Genomic DNA, 13,594 nt, shown 5'->3' on the forward strand with positions numbered 1-13,594 from the left:
CACCCGCACCGGCACCCGCACCGGGCTCCGCGGTGGTGCTGCCGCCGGCCTCGGGCGGGCCGGTGGCGCTGCTGCCGGCGCCGACGGCCGGGCCGGTGGATGTCGACGGACCGGCGCTGCGCCAGATGGTCGGGCAGATGCTGGTGCTCGGCTTCCAGGGCCGGGCGCCGGGCGATCCCGGGGTCGAGCGCGTCGCCGGCTATCTCGGCCAGGGCCTGCTCGGCGGCGTGCTGATCATGGGCCACAACGTCACCGGCAAGGCGCAGGTCCGCCGCCTCGTGCAGCATCTGCGGGCGAGCGCGGCGCCGCGCCTGCCGCTGATCACGGTGGACCAGGAGGGCGGCCGGGTGCAGCGGCTCGGGCGCAAGGCCGGGTTCCGCCCGGTGCCCTCGGCGCGGCGGCTCGGGCAGGCCGGCACCGCCGAGGCGCGGGCGAGCTATGCCGCGATGGCGGCGGAGCTGGCCGAGGTCGGGGTCAATTTCAACCTCGGCCCGGTGGTGGATCTCGCGGTCAACCCGCAGAACCCGGTGATCGCGCGGGCCGGGCGCAGCTATGGCGCCGATCCGCTGCAGGTGGAGAGCTTCGCGGCGGCCTTCGTCGAGGCGCACCGGGCCGAGGGCATCGCCACCTCGGCCAAGCATTTCCCCGGCCATGGCAGCAGTCGCGAGGACACCCATCACGACTTTGCCGATGTCACCGCCTCCTGGGCGCCGGCGGAGCTTGCGCCCTATCGCGCGCTGCGCGCCATGGGCCGGCTCGACGCGGTGATGGTGGCCCATGTCGCCCATGCGCAGATCACCGGCAGCCGCGACCGCCCGGCGAGCCTTTCGGAGACCGCCATCGAGGGCCATCTGCGCGCCGAGCTCGGCGCCGGCACCCTGGTGATCACCGACGATCTGGAGATGGCCGCGGTGCGCAAGCGCTTCGCCCCGGAGGCGGCGGCGGTGGCGGCGGTGAAGGCCGGCAACGACCTGCTGATCTTCTCCAACACCTGGCAATACGACCCGGCGCGGGCGGAGAAGCTGACCGAGGCGATCCTCGCCGCCATGGACCGGGGCGAGATCTCGCCGGAGCGCATCCGGCGCTCCCATGCCCGGCTGATGCGCCTGCGCGAGAGGATCCGCTGATGACCCGCCCGATGCTTGCCCTGGCCCTGCTGGCGCTCGCCGCCGCCGCCGCCGCCGCCGCCCCCGCCGCTGCCGCCGAGCCCGTGGCCATAGCCGGGGCCGACAGCGGCGCCTGGCGCGCCTTCGTCGCCGAGTCGGTGGGCGGGCCGGTCTGCTATGCCGCGAGCCTGCCGACCGCCGAGACCGGGGACTACGAGCGCCGCGGCACCAGCTGGCTCGCGGTCGGCTTCTGGCCCGGCGAGGGGCGCATGGGCGAGGTCAGCCTGGTCGCCGGCTACCCCTATGCCGAGGGCTCCACCGTCTCGCTCGAGGTCGATCTCGGCAGCCGCGGCATCCGGGCCTTCACGCTGCTGACCGCCGGCGGGCGGGCCTGGACAGCGGATGCGCAGGCCGATGTGGCGCTGGTGCAGGCGCTGCGCAACGGCGCGCGGATGACGGTGCGCGGCACCTCGGCCCGCGGCACGCTGACCACCGACACCTACACCCTCGAGGGCTCGGCCCAGGCGATCGACGCCGCCGCGAAGCGCTGCGCGCCCTGACCCCGGCGGGGCCGGACGGCCGGACATGAAACGGGGCCCGGCGCTGCCGCCGGACCCCGCTCCTGCTCCTGATCGCCGCGGCTGCGGGATCAGATGCTCATGCAGAGATACTTCATCTCGAGGAAGTCCTCGGTGCCGTATTTCGAGCCCTCGCGGCCGAGGCCGGACTGCTTGACGCCGCCGAACGGGGCGACCTCGGTGGAGATCAGGCCGGTGTTGATGCCCACCATGCCGTATTCCAGCGCCTCGGCGACGCGCCAGACCCGGCCGAGATCCCGGGCATAGAAATAGCTCGCGAGGCCGAAGATGGTGTCGTTGGCCTGGGCCACCACGTCCGCCTCGTCGGTGAAGCGGAAGAGCGGCGCCACCGGGCCGAAGGTCTCGTCGCGGGTGACCATCATCTCCGGCGTCACGCCGGTCAGCACGGTCGGCTCGAAGAAGGTGCCGCCGAGCTCGTGGCGCTTGCCGCCGGTGACCACGGTCGCGCCCTTGGCGGTGGCGTCGGCGATGTGCTCCTCGACCTTGGCAACCGCCGCCTCGTCGATCAGCGGGCCGGTGGTCACGCCCTCCTCGAAGCCGTCGCCGATCTTCATCCTGGCGACCGCCGCGGCGAGCTTCTCGGCAAAGGCGTCATAGACGGCGTCCTGCACGTAGATCCGGTTGGCGCAGACGCAGGTCTGGCCGTTGTTGCGGTATTTCGAGATCATCGCGCCCTCGACCGCGGCGTCGAGATCGGCATCGTCGAACACGATGAAGGGCGCGTTGCCGCCGAGCTCGAGGCTGACCTTCTTGATCTGGTCGGAGCACTGGCGCATCAGGATGCGGCCCACCTCGGTCGAGCCGGTGAAGGTCAGCTTGCGCACCTTCTCGTTCTCGCACATCTCCTTGCCGATCGCCGAGGAGGAGGACGAGGTCACCACGCTGAAGAGGCCCGCCGGCACGCCGGCCCGCTCGGCCAGCACCGCCATGGCGAGCGCCGAGAACGGGGTTTGCTTGGCCGGCTTGGCGACGAAGGCGCAGCCCACCGCCAGCGCCGGGGCGACCTTGCGGGCGATCATCGCATTGGGGAAGTTCCATGGCGTGATCGAGGCCACCACGCCCACCGGCTGCTTGATCACGAGGATCCGCTTGTCGCCCTGGTGGCCGGGGATGGTGTCGCCATAGACGCGCTTGGCCTCCTCGGCGAACCATTCGATGAAGCTGGCGCCATAGATGATCTCGCCGCGCGCCTCGGCGAAGGGCTTGCCCATCTCGGCGGTCAGGATGGCGGCGAGGTCGTCGGCATTGGCGACCATCAGCTCGTACCACTTGCGCAGCACGGCGCCGCGCTCCTTGCCGGTCTTGGCGGCCCAGGCCTTCTGCGCCTCGTAGGCGGCGTCGATCGCCCGGCGGGTCTCGGCGATGCCCATGTCCGGCAGGCTGGCGATGACGCCGCCGCGGGCGGGGTTGGTGACATCGAACCGGCCGCCCTCGTCGGCATCCACCCAGGCGCCCGCGACAAAGGCGCGCTCGGCGAGCAGCTCGGGGTCGGTCAGGCTGGTCTTAAGATCGGCACGGTCGAGCATCGGTGTCTCCTCCGGAGTTTGGATTCGCCTATACCTATGCCGGCGGCTCCTGCGGTGAAAGCCCGTCCGGCGGGTTTGCTGTGGCCAGAGCCGGCCAATCGGCGCGTCCAGACGCCCGGTTTCCGCCCCGTCGATTGACATTTCCGGGCATCTGTGGCAGGCCAGCCGCGTCAGGAGGCCGCTACGGGCCTCACAGGGGCCGCGCGACGCACTGCGGCCATCACGTCTGCCCGCCGCAGCAGCAGCATACGCAGCGAACCCGAAGGAAGCCAATGCCGTTCAATGATCTCGGCCTCGACGCCGACCTCCTCAAGGCCATCGACGAGTCCGGTTACACCGAGCCGACGCCGATCCAGGCCGCTGCCATCCCCCATGCGCTGAAGGGCAAGGACGTGCTCGGCATCGCCCAGACCGGCACGGGCAAGACCGCCTCCTTCGTGCTGCCGATGATCAACATCCTCGCCAAGGGCCGCGCCCGCGCGCGGATGCCGCGCAGCCTGATCCTCTGCCCGACGCGCGAGCTGGCCGCGCAGGTCTCGGAGAACTTCGAGAAATACGGCAAGTACCACAAGCTCACGATGGCGCTCCTGATCGGCGGCGTGAACTTCAACCAGCAGGACAAGCTGATCGACCGCGGCGTCGACGTGCTGATCGCCACCCCCGGCCGGCTGCTCGACCATTTCGAGCGCGGCAAGCTGATGCTCACCGGCATCCAGATCATGGTGGTGGACGAGGCCGACCGGATGCTCGACATGGGCTTCATCCCGGATATCGAGCGGATCTTCGGGCTCACCCCCTTCACCCGGCAGACGCTGTTCTTCTCCGCCACCATGGCGCCGGAGATCACCCGCATCACCGAGACCTTCCTGCACGCGCCGGAGCGCGTCGAGGTGGCGCGCCAGGCGACCGCGGTGGAGACCATCGCCCAGCGCCTCGTGGCGTTCCGCCCGAGCCGCCGCGACGTCGCCGACCGCGAGAAGCGCGACTGCCTGCGCCGGCTGATCCGGGCCGAGGGCGACAAGTTCTCCAACGCCATCATCTTCTGCAACCGCAAGCGCGATGTCGGGGTGCTGCACAAGTCGCTGGTCAAGCACGGCTTCAATGCCGGCGCGATCCATGGCGATCTCGACCAGTCGGTGCGGATGGCGACGCTGAACGGCTTCCGCGACGGCGAGATCGCGCTGCTGGTGGCCTCCGACGTCGCCGCGCGCGGGCTCGACATCCCCAATGTCAGCCATGTCTTCAACTTCGACGTGCCGACCCATCCGGAGGATTATGTCCACCGCATCGGCCGCACCGGCCGGGCCGGTCGTTCGGGCACCGCGATCACCCTCTGCGCGCCTTCCGACACCAAGTATCTCGAGAAGATCGAGGAGCTGATCGGCAAGCAGATCCCGCGCGACGAGAGCGCGCCGGCGGCGGAGCCGGCGCCGGAGGCCGCCGAGGCGGCGCCGGCCCGCGAGGAGACCGAGACGCGCGGCCGCAGCCGCGGCGGGCGCGGCGGCCGCGACCGGGATCGTGGCGGGGATCGTGGCGGCGACCGCGAGGCCGAGCGCGAGCAGCGCGCGCCCCGCGAGCGCGAGCGCGATCGCGGCGAGCAGGGCCAGCGCGGCAACCAGTCCGGCGGCGGCCGGGGCGGGCGCGGCCGCGGCGGCCGCGAGGCCGACCGGCCGGTGGTGGGGCTCGGCGACCATGTGCCGGCCTTCCTGCTGCGCGAGGTGAAGCTGAAGAAGCCGGCGCCGCGCAAGTCCGCCAAGGCCGCGGCGGCTGCCGATGCGGGTGAGACCGTCGCCGATGGCGGGGAGACCAAGGCGGCCTGAGGCGGCCGCTTCCGCCCGAGAGACCCGACCGTGATGCTAGGGGGCGCGTGCGTGCAGCGCGCCCCTTTTCCTTGCCGCCCGCGCCGGCGCGTGGCCGTGCCCCGCCCACCCCCGAACCGCTGCGCCGGCGGCACCGCTCCGCCCCCCATCCGCGCGGCCACGCGCCGGCGCGGGCTCCCGCAGGCTGGGGGGCCGCGAAACGGTGCCGCCTGGTGGCCGGTCGACGGGGTGGGTGGGGCCTGCGGGAGCCCGCGGCGGGGGGAAGCGGGCGCGGCGCCGGCCCCCGTGCGCAGCTCCCCCGGGGGTCAGTCCTCGTCTTCGAGGCGGGTGACCATCACCGTCATCACCGGTTTCTTGCCCCAGTAGCGGGTGCAGACCCGGCGCGCCGCCTTGCCGGCGAGGTCCTCGACCGCGGCATCGGTGCGCTTGGCCTTCGGCGCGGCGCCCTCGATCGCCTCGTCCACCGCCTCGGCGATCATCCCGGCCAGCGTGTCGGGCCAGCTCTCGTGCTGCTGCGGGCCGCCGATCACCTTGGCGTCCGGATCGGCGATCAGCGTGCCGTCCTCGTCGATCACCAGCGAGAGCACCACATGCCCCTGCCGCGCCAGCTTCAGCCGGTCGCGGATCACGCCGTCCATGGCACCGATCATCGCGTGCCCGTCGAGATAGATCCGGCCGGTCTCGACCTCGTCCACCACCCCCGGGCTGTTGCCGTCGAGCCGCGCCACCGAGCCGTTCGGCACCACGAGGGCATGGGAGGCGCCCCATTCGCGGGCCCATTTCGCATGCTCGACGAGGTGGCGGTGCTCGCCGTGGATCGGCACCGAGACCTTCGGCTTCAGCACCTCGTAGATCTTCTCGAGATCGTCGCGGCGGGCATGGCCGGAGACGTGGATGCGCTCCATCTCGCTGTCGATCACCCGGATGCCCTGCTCGGAGAGCTTGTTGTAGAGCCGGTAGATGCCGGCCTCGTTGCCCGGGATGGTCTTGGAGGAGAACAGCACCGTGTCGCCGTCGCGCAGCTTCACCGAGGGGTGGCTGCCGCCGGCGATGCGCGCGAGTGCGGCGCGCGCCTCGCCCTGGCTGCCGGTGACGAGGAAGAACAGGTTCTCGCGCGGGATCTGGCTCGCCTGGTCGTCCGGCACCACGGGGGGAAAGTCCTTGAGCTGGCCGGTCTCCACCGCCACCTCGATCATCCGGCGCATGGCGCGGCCCGCCACCACGATCGAGCGGCCGACGTCATGGGCGGCGGTGGCCAGCGTCTTCAGCCGCGCCACGTTGGAGGCGAAGGAGGTCGCGGCCACCGCCCCGGGGGCGGCGCGGATGATGCGGCGGAGATTGGCGGTGATCTCGGATTCCGACCCGGCCTGGCCGGCGAGGAAGACATTGGTCGAATCGCAGGCCAGCGCCAGCACGCCCTCGCGCCCGAGTTCCTCGTAGGGCGAGAGATCATAGGGGTCGCCGAGCTGCGGATCGGGGTCGAGCTTGAAGTCGCCGGAATGCACCACCGTGCCCTGCGGCGCGGCGATGGCCAGCATCGAGGCCTCGGGGATCGAATGGGTGATCGGCAGGAAGCGCACCGAGAAGCGCCCGGCATCGACCGCCTGGCCCGGGCTCACCTCGCGGACGATGCGGGTGTCCTGCCCCGCCTCCTCGAGCTTGCGCCGCACCAGCTCGGCGGTGAAGGGCCGGGCATAGATCGGCGCGCCGATGCTGGCCCAGAGATGCGGGATCGCGCCGATATGGTCCTCGTGCGCATGGGTCACGAACAGCCCCTTCACGCGCTTGGAGATCTGGCGCAGGAAGCCGATATCCGGCAGCACCAGCTCGACTCCCGGGGAGGTCTCCATGTCGCCGAAGCCGATGCCGAGATCGACGACGATCCAGTCGGCGCCGGAGCCGCGGCCGAGGCCGTAGAGATAGCAGTTCATTCCGATCTCGCCGGCGCCGCCGAGGGCGGTGTAGACGAGTTCGGCCTTGTCCTTATCGGTCATGGGAGTCCATCAGGTTGTGCCGATGGATGAGGACGAGCCCGCGCATCGTGAGCTCTCCGTCGACATGCTTGATCAGGTTCGAGCCGCGCGCGAAGAGCGGCGCGAGCCCGCCGGTCGCCAGCACCGTCATCTCGCGCTCCTTCTCGGCGGAGATGCGGGTGCAGATGCCCTCGATGAGGCCGATATAGCCCCAGTAGACACCCGACTGCATGCATTCGACGGTGTTGGTCCCCACCACCTTCTGCGGCATTGTTACGTCGATATGCGGAAGATGGGCGGCGGCGGCGTGCAGCGCCGAGAGCGAGAGGTTGATGCCCGGCGCGATCACCCCGCCGACATAGGCGCCGTCCCTGCCCACCACGTCGAAGGTGGTGGCGGTGCCGAAATCCACCACGATCAGGTTCGGTCCATAGGTCTCGTAGGCCGCCACGGTGTTGACCAGCCGATCCGCGCCGACCTCGCGCGGGTTGTCGACCCGCACATCCACCGGCAGCCGGCAGCCATCCTTGCCGACGACGAGGGGCCGGGTGTCGAAGTAGCGGTCGCAGAGCAGCCGCAGGTTGAACAGCACCGCCGGCGCGACGTTGGAGATCACCACCGACTCGATGTCCGCCGGGTCGTGCCCGGAATGGCGCATCAGCTGGTTGAGCCAGACGAAATACTGGTCGGCGGTGCGCACGCTCTCGGTGTTGCAGCGCCAGGAGGCCACGAAATCCCGGCCGTCATGCAGCGCAAAGACGGTGTTGGTGTTGCCGACATCTATGGCAAGCAGCATGAAGCGCGCACCTATCCCGGGAAATAGAGCTCTGCCGCGGAGATGCGTGCGAGCCCACTGGCCTCTCTTAGAACAAGCCGGCCCGTCTCGTCCATATCCTCGTAGATCCCGCTCCGGGTGCCGGAGGGCAGCCGTGCCTCGATCTGCCGGCCGAGCCCCTCGGCGCGGGCCAGCCAGGCGGCGCGGATCGGCGCGAAGCCCTGGGCGGCATGGCGCGCCTGCCAGGCGGCGAAGGCGGGGGCCAGGATGTCGAGCGCGGCGTCCGGCGTCGCCACCCGGCCGCCCTCGGCAGCGACCGCGGTGGGCGGATGGGCGCCGGGGCGGAGCGCCTCCGGCGGCGGCGGCGCGGCGAGGTTGACGCCGATGCCGATCGCCAGCCAGTCGAGCCCGCCCGCGGCGCCGGCGCTCTCCAGCAGCACGCCGGCCGCCTTGCGACCGTTGAGCAGCGGATCGTTCGGCCATTTCAGGCTGACCCGGGCCTGCGGCGCGAGGCGGCCGAGCAGGTCGGCCACCGCGAGGCAGGCGACGAAGGAGAGCTGCGCCGCCTCGGCGGGCGCAAGGGCGGGGCGGAGCAGGAGGGTTGCGGCGAGATTGCCCGGAGGCATCGCCCAGGCCCGGCCGTGGCGGCCGCGGCCGGCGTTCTGCCGGGCGGCCGTGATCCAGAGCGGCCCCGGCTCGCCCGCCTGTGCGCGGCGGGCGGCCTCGGCATTCGTGCTGTCGACCTCGTCGAGGATCAGGCGGCGGGGCAGGGGCTCCGCCGTCATCACCCGCCGAGGGCCCTGGCCGCCGCGAGCGTCGCGTCGGTCAGGCCGATTGCGCTGGAGACGAAGGGCAGCCAGCCCGCCGCCATGGCCAGCGCCGCGCCGCCCACCATCACCTTGCCGAATACGCCGGAGACGATGTCGAGCGGGCGCTCCTGGTCGGAGAGGTACATCACGCGCACGATGTTGAGATAGTAGTAGGCGCCGATCACCGAGGCGATGGCACCGGCCAGCGCCAGCGGCGCCAGCCCGGCATCCACCGCCGCCTTGAAGACGAAGAACTTCGCGAAGAAGCCCACCAGCGGCGGCAGCCCGGCCAGCGAGAACATCAGCACCGCCACCGCCAGCGCATGGGCCGGCTGGACCCGGGCGAGGCCCGCCAGATCGGCGATCTGCACCACCGGCTGGCCGTCGCGCTCCATCGACAGGATGAAGGCGAAGACGCCGATGTTCATCACCACGTAGATCGCGAGGTAGAACAGCAGCGACTGCGCCCCCGCCTCGGTGCCGGCGGCGAGGCCGACCAGGGCGAAGCCCATGTGGCCGATCGAGGAATAGGCCATCAGGCGCTTCAGGTTCTTCTGCCCGATCGCCGCGATCGCGCCGAGGAACATCGAGGCCACCGAGACGAAGACCAGGATCTGCTGCCAGTCATGCACCGCATCGCCGAAGCCGCCATAGAGCACCCGGGCGAAGAGCGCGCCGGCCGCCACCTTGGGCGCGGTGGCGAAGAACGCGGTCACCGGGGTCGGCGAGCCCTCGTAGACATCCGGCGTCCACATGTGGAAGGGCGCCGCCGAGATCTTGAAGGCCAGCGCCGCGCAGACGAAGACCAGCCCGAAGGTGAGGCCGAGCGAGACCCCCTCCGACTTGATGATGCCGGCGATGATCGTGAAGTTGGTCGAGCCGGTATAGCCGTAGATCAGCGAGGCGCCATAGAGCAGCAGCCCCGAGGACAGTGCGCCGAGCACGAAGTATTTCAGCCCCGCCTCGGTCGAGCGCTGGCTGTCGCGGTTGAACGACGCCACGACATAGAGCGCCAGCGACTGCAGCTCGAGCCCGACATAGAGCGAGATCAGGTCGCCCGAGCTGACCATCATCATCATGCCGAGCGTCGCCAGCAGGATCAGCACCGGATACTCGAAGCGCATCAGCTTGCGCCGCTCGAGATAGCCGTTGCCGATCACCAGCATCGCCGCCGAGGAGAACAGGATCAGCACCTTGGCAAACTGTGCGAAGCGGTCGTTCAGGAAGGCGCCGGAGAAGGCCGGCTGCCCGGTGGGCGCGGTGGTCGCCACCCAGATGCCGAGCACCGCCATCAGCCCGGCCGCGCACCACAGGATGACCCCGCGCCGCGCGTCGCCGCCGCCATAGGCGCCGACCATCAGCAGGGCCATGGCGCTCCCGGCCATGATCAGCTCGGGGATCGCACTCGCATAATCGCCGCTCATCTCAGTGCTCCTTTGCCGCGTGCGCCGCGAGTTCGGTCAGCCCGGAGGCCGCAGCGGCCTGGCGGGCGTCGTCCACCGCCTCGACGAGGTTCTCGACCGAGGCGGCGAACATGTCGAGCACGAGGCTCGGATAGACGCCGAGGATCAGCGTGGCCGCGACCAGCGGGCCGATCACGATGATCTCGCGCCGGTCCATGTCCTGGATCTTGGCGAGGCTCTGCTTGATCAGGTCGCCGAACACCACCCGGCGATAGAGCCAGAGCGCATAGGCCGCCGAGAGGATCACGCCGGTGGCCGCCGCGAACACCGCCAGCGAGTTGACCTGGAAGGCGCCGGCCATGGTCAGGAACTCGCCGACGAAGCCGCTGGTGCCGGGCAGGCCGACATTGGCCAGCGTGAACAGCATCATCACCGTGGCATAGATCGGCATCCGGTTGGCCAGCCCGCCATAGGCGGCGATCTCGCGCGTGTGCATCCGGTCGTAGATCACCCCGACGCAGAGGAAGAGCGCGCCGGAGACGAAGCCGTGCGAGATCATCTGGAACATCGCGCCGTCGACCCCCTGCCGGTTGGCGGCGAAGATCCCGAGCGTGACGAAGCCCATATGCGCCACCGAGGAATAGGCGATGAGCTTCTTGATGTCCTCCTGCATCAGCGCCACCAGCGAGGTGTAGATGATCGCCACCACCGAGAGGAAGAACACGAAGTCGGTCATGATCTCGGAGGCGACCGGGAACATCGGCAGCGAGAAGCGCAGGAAGCCGTAGCCGCCCATCTTCAGCAGGATCGCCGCCAGGATCACCGAGCCCGCGGTGGGCGCCTGCACATGCGCGTCCGGCAGCCAGGTGTGCACCGGCCACATCGGCATCTTCACCGCGAAGGAGGCGAAGAAGGCCAGCCACAGCAGGGTCTGCACGCCGCCGGGAATGTGCCAGCCGGCGAGCACCATCTCCGAGGCGTCGAAGCTGTGCTTGAGCAGCGCCGCCATGTCGGTCGTGCCGGCGTCGAAATACATGTAGATCATCGCCACCAGCATCAGCAGCGAGCCGAGCAGCGTGTAGAGGAAGAACTTGAAGGCCGCGTAGATCCGCTCCTTGCCGCCCCAGATGCCGATGATCAGGAACATCGGGATCAGCCCGGCCTCGAAGAACAGGTAGAACAGCACCATGTCGAGCGAGGTGAAGACGCCGAGGATCAGGGTCTCGAGCAGCAGGAAGCAGGCCATGTACTCCTTCACCCGCACGGTGACGTTCCACGAGGCGTAGATCGTCAGCGGGAAGAAGAAGGTGGTCAGCATCACGAAGGGCATCGAGAGCCCGTCGACGCCCATGCGGTAGCTCAGCCCGGCGATCCACTCGCGCTTCTCGACGAACTGGAAGCCCGGGTTCGAGGTGTCGAAGCTCGAGAGGATCCCCAGCGAGAGCAGGAAGGTGGCGCCGGTGATGATCAGCGCCAGCCGCTTGGCGTTGAGGTTGGAAGCCTCGTCATCGCCCGAGCGGAAGATGATGAGCGCCACGGCCCCCAGCGCCGGCAGGAAGGTGAGGACCGTCAGCAGGCTTTGAAAATTCGACATTACTCGGCCCCTCCAGCGCCGCCCGAGATCGCGAACCAGGTGATCAGCAGCGAGATGCCGATCAGCATGACGAAGGCATAGTGGAACAGGTAGCCGGACTGCATCCGGCCGGCGAAGCGCGTCAGCCGCGGCACCAGGCCCATGGCCAGCCCGTTGATGATGCCGTCGATGGTCCGCCCGTCGCCGCCCTTCCACAGCATGCGGCCGATCCACATCGCCGGGCGCACGAAGATGAAGGTGTAGACCTCGTCGAAGTACCACTTGTTGAGCAGGAACTTGTAGAGCCCCTCGTGGCGCGTCGCCATCTTCGACGGCAGCGTCGGATAGCGGACATAGAAGATCCAGCTCAGGAAGGCGCCGAGCATCATGCAGGAGAACGGGAAGAACTTCGCCAGCTCGTGGATCGCCTTGCCCGAGAGCAGCATGCTGTCGCCCTGCTCGCGCGGCAGGTTGAGGATCGAGCTGCCCCAGAACTCGTGCTCGTGGTGGCCGATGAAGTCGGAGTAGAAGTCCATCCCCGCGATCACCGCGCCGATCGCCAGCAGGAACAGCGGGATCAGCATGACGAGGCCGGGCTCGTGCGCGTGGTCATAGGTATGCTTGTCGGCACGGGTCTGGCCATGGAAGGTCAGGAAGATCAGGCGCCAGGAGTAGAAGGCGGTCATGACCGCGCCGAACGAGAGCAGGAAGTAGGCATACATCCCGGCATTGCCGCCCGCGGCGAAGGTCGTCCAGATCACCACCTCCTTGGAGACGAAGCCGGCGAAGCCCACGGGCACCTCGAACGAGGTGAGATAGAGGAAGGGGATGCCGACGCCGGTGATCGCCAGCGTGCCGATCACCATGGTCAGATAGGTCCAGGGCAGCTTGTCCTTGAGCCCGCCCATCTTGAACATGTTCTGCTCGTGATGCATCGCGTGGATCACCGAGCCCGCCCCGAGGAACAGCAGCGCCTTGAAGAAGGCATGGGTGAAGAGGTGGAACATCGCCGCCTCGTAGGCCCCGGCGCCCGCCGCGGCGAACATGTAGCCGAGCTGCGAGCAGGTCGAATAGGCGATCACCCGCTTGATGTCCTGCTGCACGAGGCCGACCGATCCGGCGAACAGCGCGGTCGAGGCGCCGACCACCATGACGATGGTGAGCGCCGTCGGGGCATATTCGAAGATCGGCGACATGCGGCAGACCAGGAAGACGCCGGCGGTCACCATGGTCGCGGCATGGATCAGCGCCGAGACCGGGGTCGGGCCTTCCATCGCGTCCGGCAGCCAGGTGTGCAGGAAGAGCTGCGCCGACTTGCCCATGGCGCCGATGAAGAGGAGGATCGCGACGAGCTCGGCCGCGTTCGCCTCCATGCCGAGGAAGTGGATGCTGCGCTCGGCCAGCTCGGGGCCGGCGGCGAAGACGTCGTCGAGCATGATCGAGCCGGTCAGCGCGAACAGCGCGAACATGCCGAGCAGGAAGCCGAAATCGCCGACACGGTTGACGATGAAGGCCTTCATCGCCGCCTCGTTGGCGGAGTTCTTCTTGTACCAGAAGCCGATCAGCAGGTAGCTCGCGACGCCGACGCCCTCCCAGCCGAAGAAGATCTGCAGCAGGTTGTCGCCGGTGACCAGCGCGAGCATGGCGAAGGTGAAGAAGGAGAGATAGGCGAAGAAGCGCGGCTTGGCGTCGTCCTCCTCCATGTAGCCGATGGAGTAGAGGTGCACGAGCGCCGAGACCGAGGTCACCACGATCAGCATCACCGTGGTCAGCCGGTCGGCCCGGATCGACCAGGCCGCCTGCAGATCGCCGGAGACGATCCAGTCGAACAGCACGATGGAGCTGGTCGCCGCGGGATCCAGCGTGAAGAAGGCGATCCAGGAGAGCAGACCGCAGAAGATCAGGATGCCGGTGGTGAGCACCATCGACGCCCATTCGCCGATGATCCGGTGGAAGAAGCCGGCGATGACCGCGCCGAGCAGCGGCAGCAGCAGGATTGCGGTATACATG

10 protein-coding genes are annotated in these 13,594 nt (G+C 69.5%); 3 read left to right on the forward strand and 7 right to left on the reverse strand.

Annotated elements, in window-relative coordinates:
- Both QSJ97_RS22000 and QSJ97_RS22005 read left to right on the forward strand, forming a co-directional pair.
- Window positions 1-1,127, forward strand: a 1,127-nt coding sequence (locus QSJ97_RS22000) for a glycoside hydrolase family 3 N-terminal domain-containing protein (RefSeq protein WP_285674491.1), incomplete at its 5' end; no start/stop codon positions are given.
- Window positions 1,127-1,666, forward strand: a complete 540-nt coding sequence (locus tag QSJ97_RS22005) for an invasion associated locus B family protein (RefSeq protein WP_285674492.1) — start codon at window positions 1,127-1,129, stop codon at window positions 1,664-1,666. The genes QSJ97_RS22000 and QSJ97_RS22005, both read left to right, overlap by 1 nt.
- Before the next feature lie 89 nt (window positions 1,667-1,755).
- On the opposite strand, the gene gabD is transcribed toward QSJ97_RS22005, so the two are convergent.
- Window positions 1,756-3,231, reverse strand: coding sequence for an NADP-dependent succinate-semialdehyde dehydrogenase (gene gabD, locus QSJ97_RS22010; RefSeq protein ID WP_285674494.1), 1,476 nt, complete (start codon window positions 3,229-3,231; stop codon window positions 1,756-1,758).
- Between the two features lie 272 nt (window positions 3,232-3,503).
- On the opposite strand from gabD, the gene QSJ97_RS22015 reads away from it, so the two are divergent.
- Window positions 3,504-5,051 carry a DEAD/DEAH box helicase gene (locus QSJ97_RS22015; protein WP_285674495.1) on the forward strand — a complete coding sequence of 516 codons (1,548 nt, stop codon included), beginning with the start codon at window positions 3,504-3,506 and terminating at the stop codon, window positions 5,049-5,051.
- Between the two features lie 305 nt (window positions 5,052-5,356).
- Here QSJ97_RS22015 and QSJ97_RS22020 read toward each other — a convergent pair whose 3' ends face one another.
- The 6 genes from QSJ97_RS22020 to nuoL are packed head-to-tail and all read right to left on the reverse strand — an operon-like array spanning window position 5,357 to window position 13,593.
- Entirely contained in the window at window positions 5,357-7,045 is a 1,689-nt protein-coding gene (locus tag QSJ97_RS22020) for a ribonuclease J (protein WP_285674496.1), read from the reverse strand.
- Complete coding sequence (locus QSJ97_RS22025; protein WP_285674497.1) at window positions 7,035-7,820, reverse strand: type III pantothenate kinase; 786 nt, start codon at window positions 7,818-7,820, stop codon at window positions 7,035-7,037. The genes QSJ97_RS22020 and QSJ97_RS22025 overlap by 11 nt, the downstream gene beginning before the upstream one ends.
- 11 nt (window positions 7,821-7,831) lie before the next feature.
- The gene (locus tag QSJ97_RS22030) at window positions 7,832-8,584 is read right to left on the reverse strand and encodes a biotin--[acetyl-CoA-carboxylase] ligase (RefSeq protein WP_285674500.1); all 753 of its coding nucleotides are present in this window, start codon (window positions 8,582-8,584) and stop codon (window positions 7,832-7,834) included.
- Window positions 8,584-10,032 (reverse strand): NADH-quinone oxidoreductase subunit NuoN, encoded by a 1,449-nt coding sequence (nuoN, locus tag QSJ97_RS22035; RefSeq protein ID WP_285674501.1) that lies wholly within the window; start codon window positions 10,030-10,032, stop codon window positions 8,584-8,586. The genes QSJ97_RS22030 and nuoN overlap by 1 nt, the downstream gene beginning before the upstream one ends.
- 1 nt (window position 10,033) lies before the next feature.
- Window positions 10,034-11,605 (reverse strand): NADH-quinone oxidoreductase subunit M, encoded by a 1,572-nt coding sequence (locus QSJ97_RS22040; protein WP_285674502.1) that lies wholly within the window; start codon window positions 11,603-11,605, stop codon window positions 10,034-10,036.
- Complete coding sequence (nuoL, locus tag QSJ97_RS22045; protein ID WP_285674503.1) at window positions 11,605-13,593, reverse strand: NADH-quinone oxidoreductase subunit L; 1,989 nt, start codon at window positions 13,591-13,593, stop codon at window positions 11,605-11,607. The genes QSJ97_RS22040 and nuoL overlap by 1 nt, the downstream gene beginning before the upstream one ends.
- Window position 13,594 lies beyond the last annotated feature (1 nt).

Origin of the sequence: Paralimibaculum aggregatum (assembly GCF_030270585.1) — a bacterium.
Classification (GTDB): domain Bacteria; phylum Pseudomonadota; class Alphaproteobacteria; order Rhodobacterales; family Rhodobacteraceae; genus Thermohalobaculum; species Thermohalobaculum aggregatum.

Coding starts and splice junctions, on each gene's coding strand:
- QSJ97_RS22005 (WP_285674492.1), top strand. CDS start 1,127: ATGACCCGCCCGATGCTTGCCCTGGCCCTGCTGGCGCTCGCCGCCGCC.
- gabD (WP_285674494.1), bottom strand. CDS start 3,231: ATGCTCGACCGTGCCGATCTTAAGACCAGCCTGACCGACCCCGAGCTG.
- QSJ97_RS22015 (WP_285674495.1), top strand. CDS start 3,504: ATGCCGTTCAATGATCTCGGCCTCGACGCCGACCTCCTCAAGGCCATC.
- QSJ97_RS22020 (WP_285674496.1), bottom strand. CDS start 7,045: ATGACCGATAAGGACAAGGCCGAACTCGTCTACACCGCCCTCGGCGGC.
- QSJ97_RS22025 (WP_285674497.1), bottom strand. CDS start 7,820: ATGCTGCTTGCCATAGATGTCGGCAACACCAACACCGTCTTTGCGCTG.
- QSJ97_RS22030 (WP_285674500.1), bottom strand. CDS start 8,584: ATGACGGCGGAGCCCCTGCCCCGCCGCCTGATCCTCGACGAGGTCGAC.
- nuoN (WP_285674501.1), bottom strand. CDS start 10,032: ATGAGCGGCGATTATGCGAGTGCGATCCCCGAGCTGATCATGGCCGGG.
- QSJ97_RS22040 (WP_285674502.1), bottom strand. CDS start 11,605: ATGTCGAATTTTCAAAGCCTGCTGACGGTCCTCACCTTCCTGCCGGCG.
- nuoL (WP_285674503.1), bottom strand. CDS start 13,593: ATGTATACCGCAATCCTGCTGCTGCCGCTGCTCGGCGCGGTCATCGCC.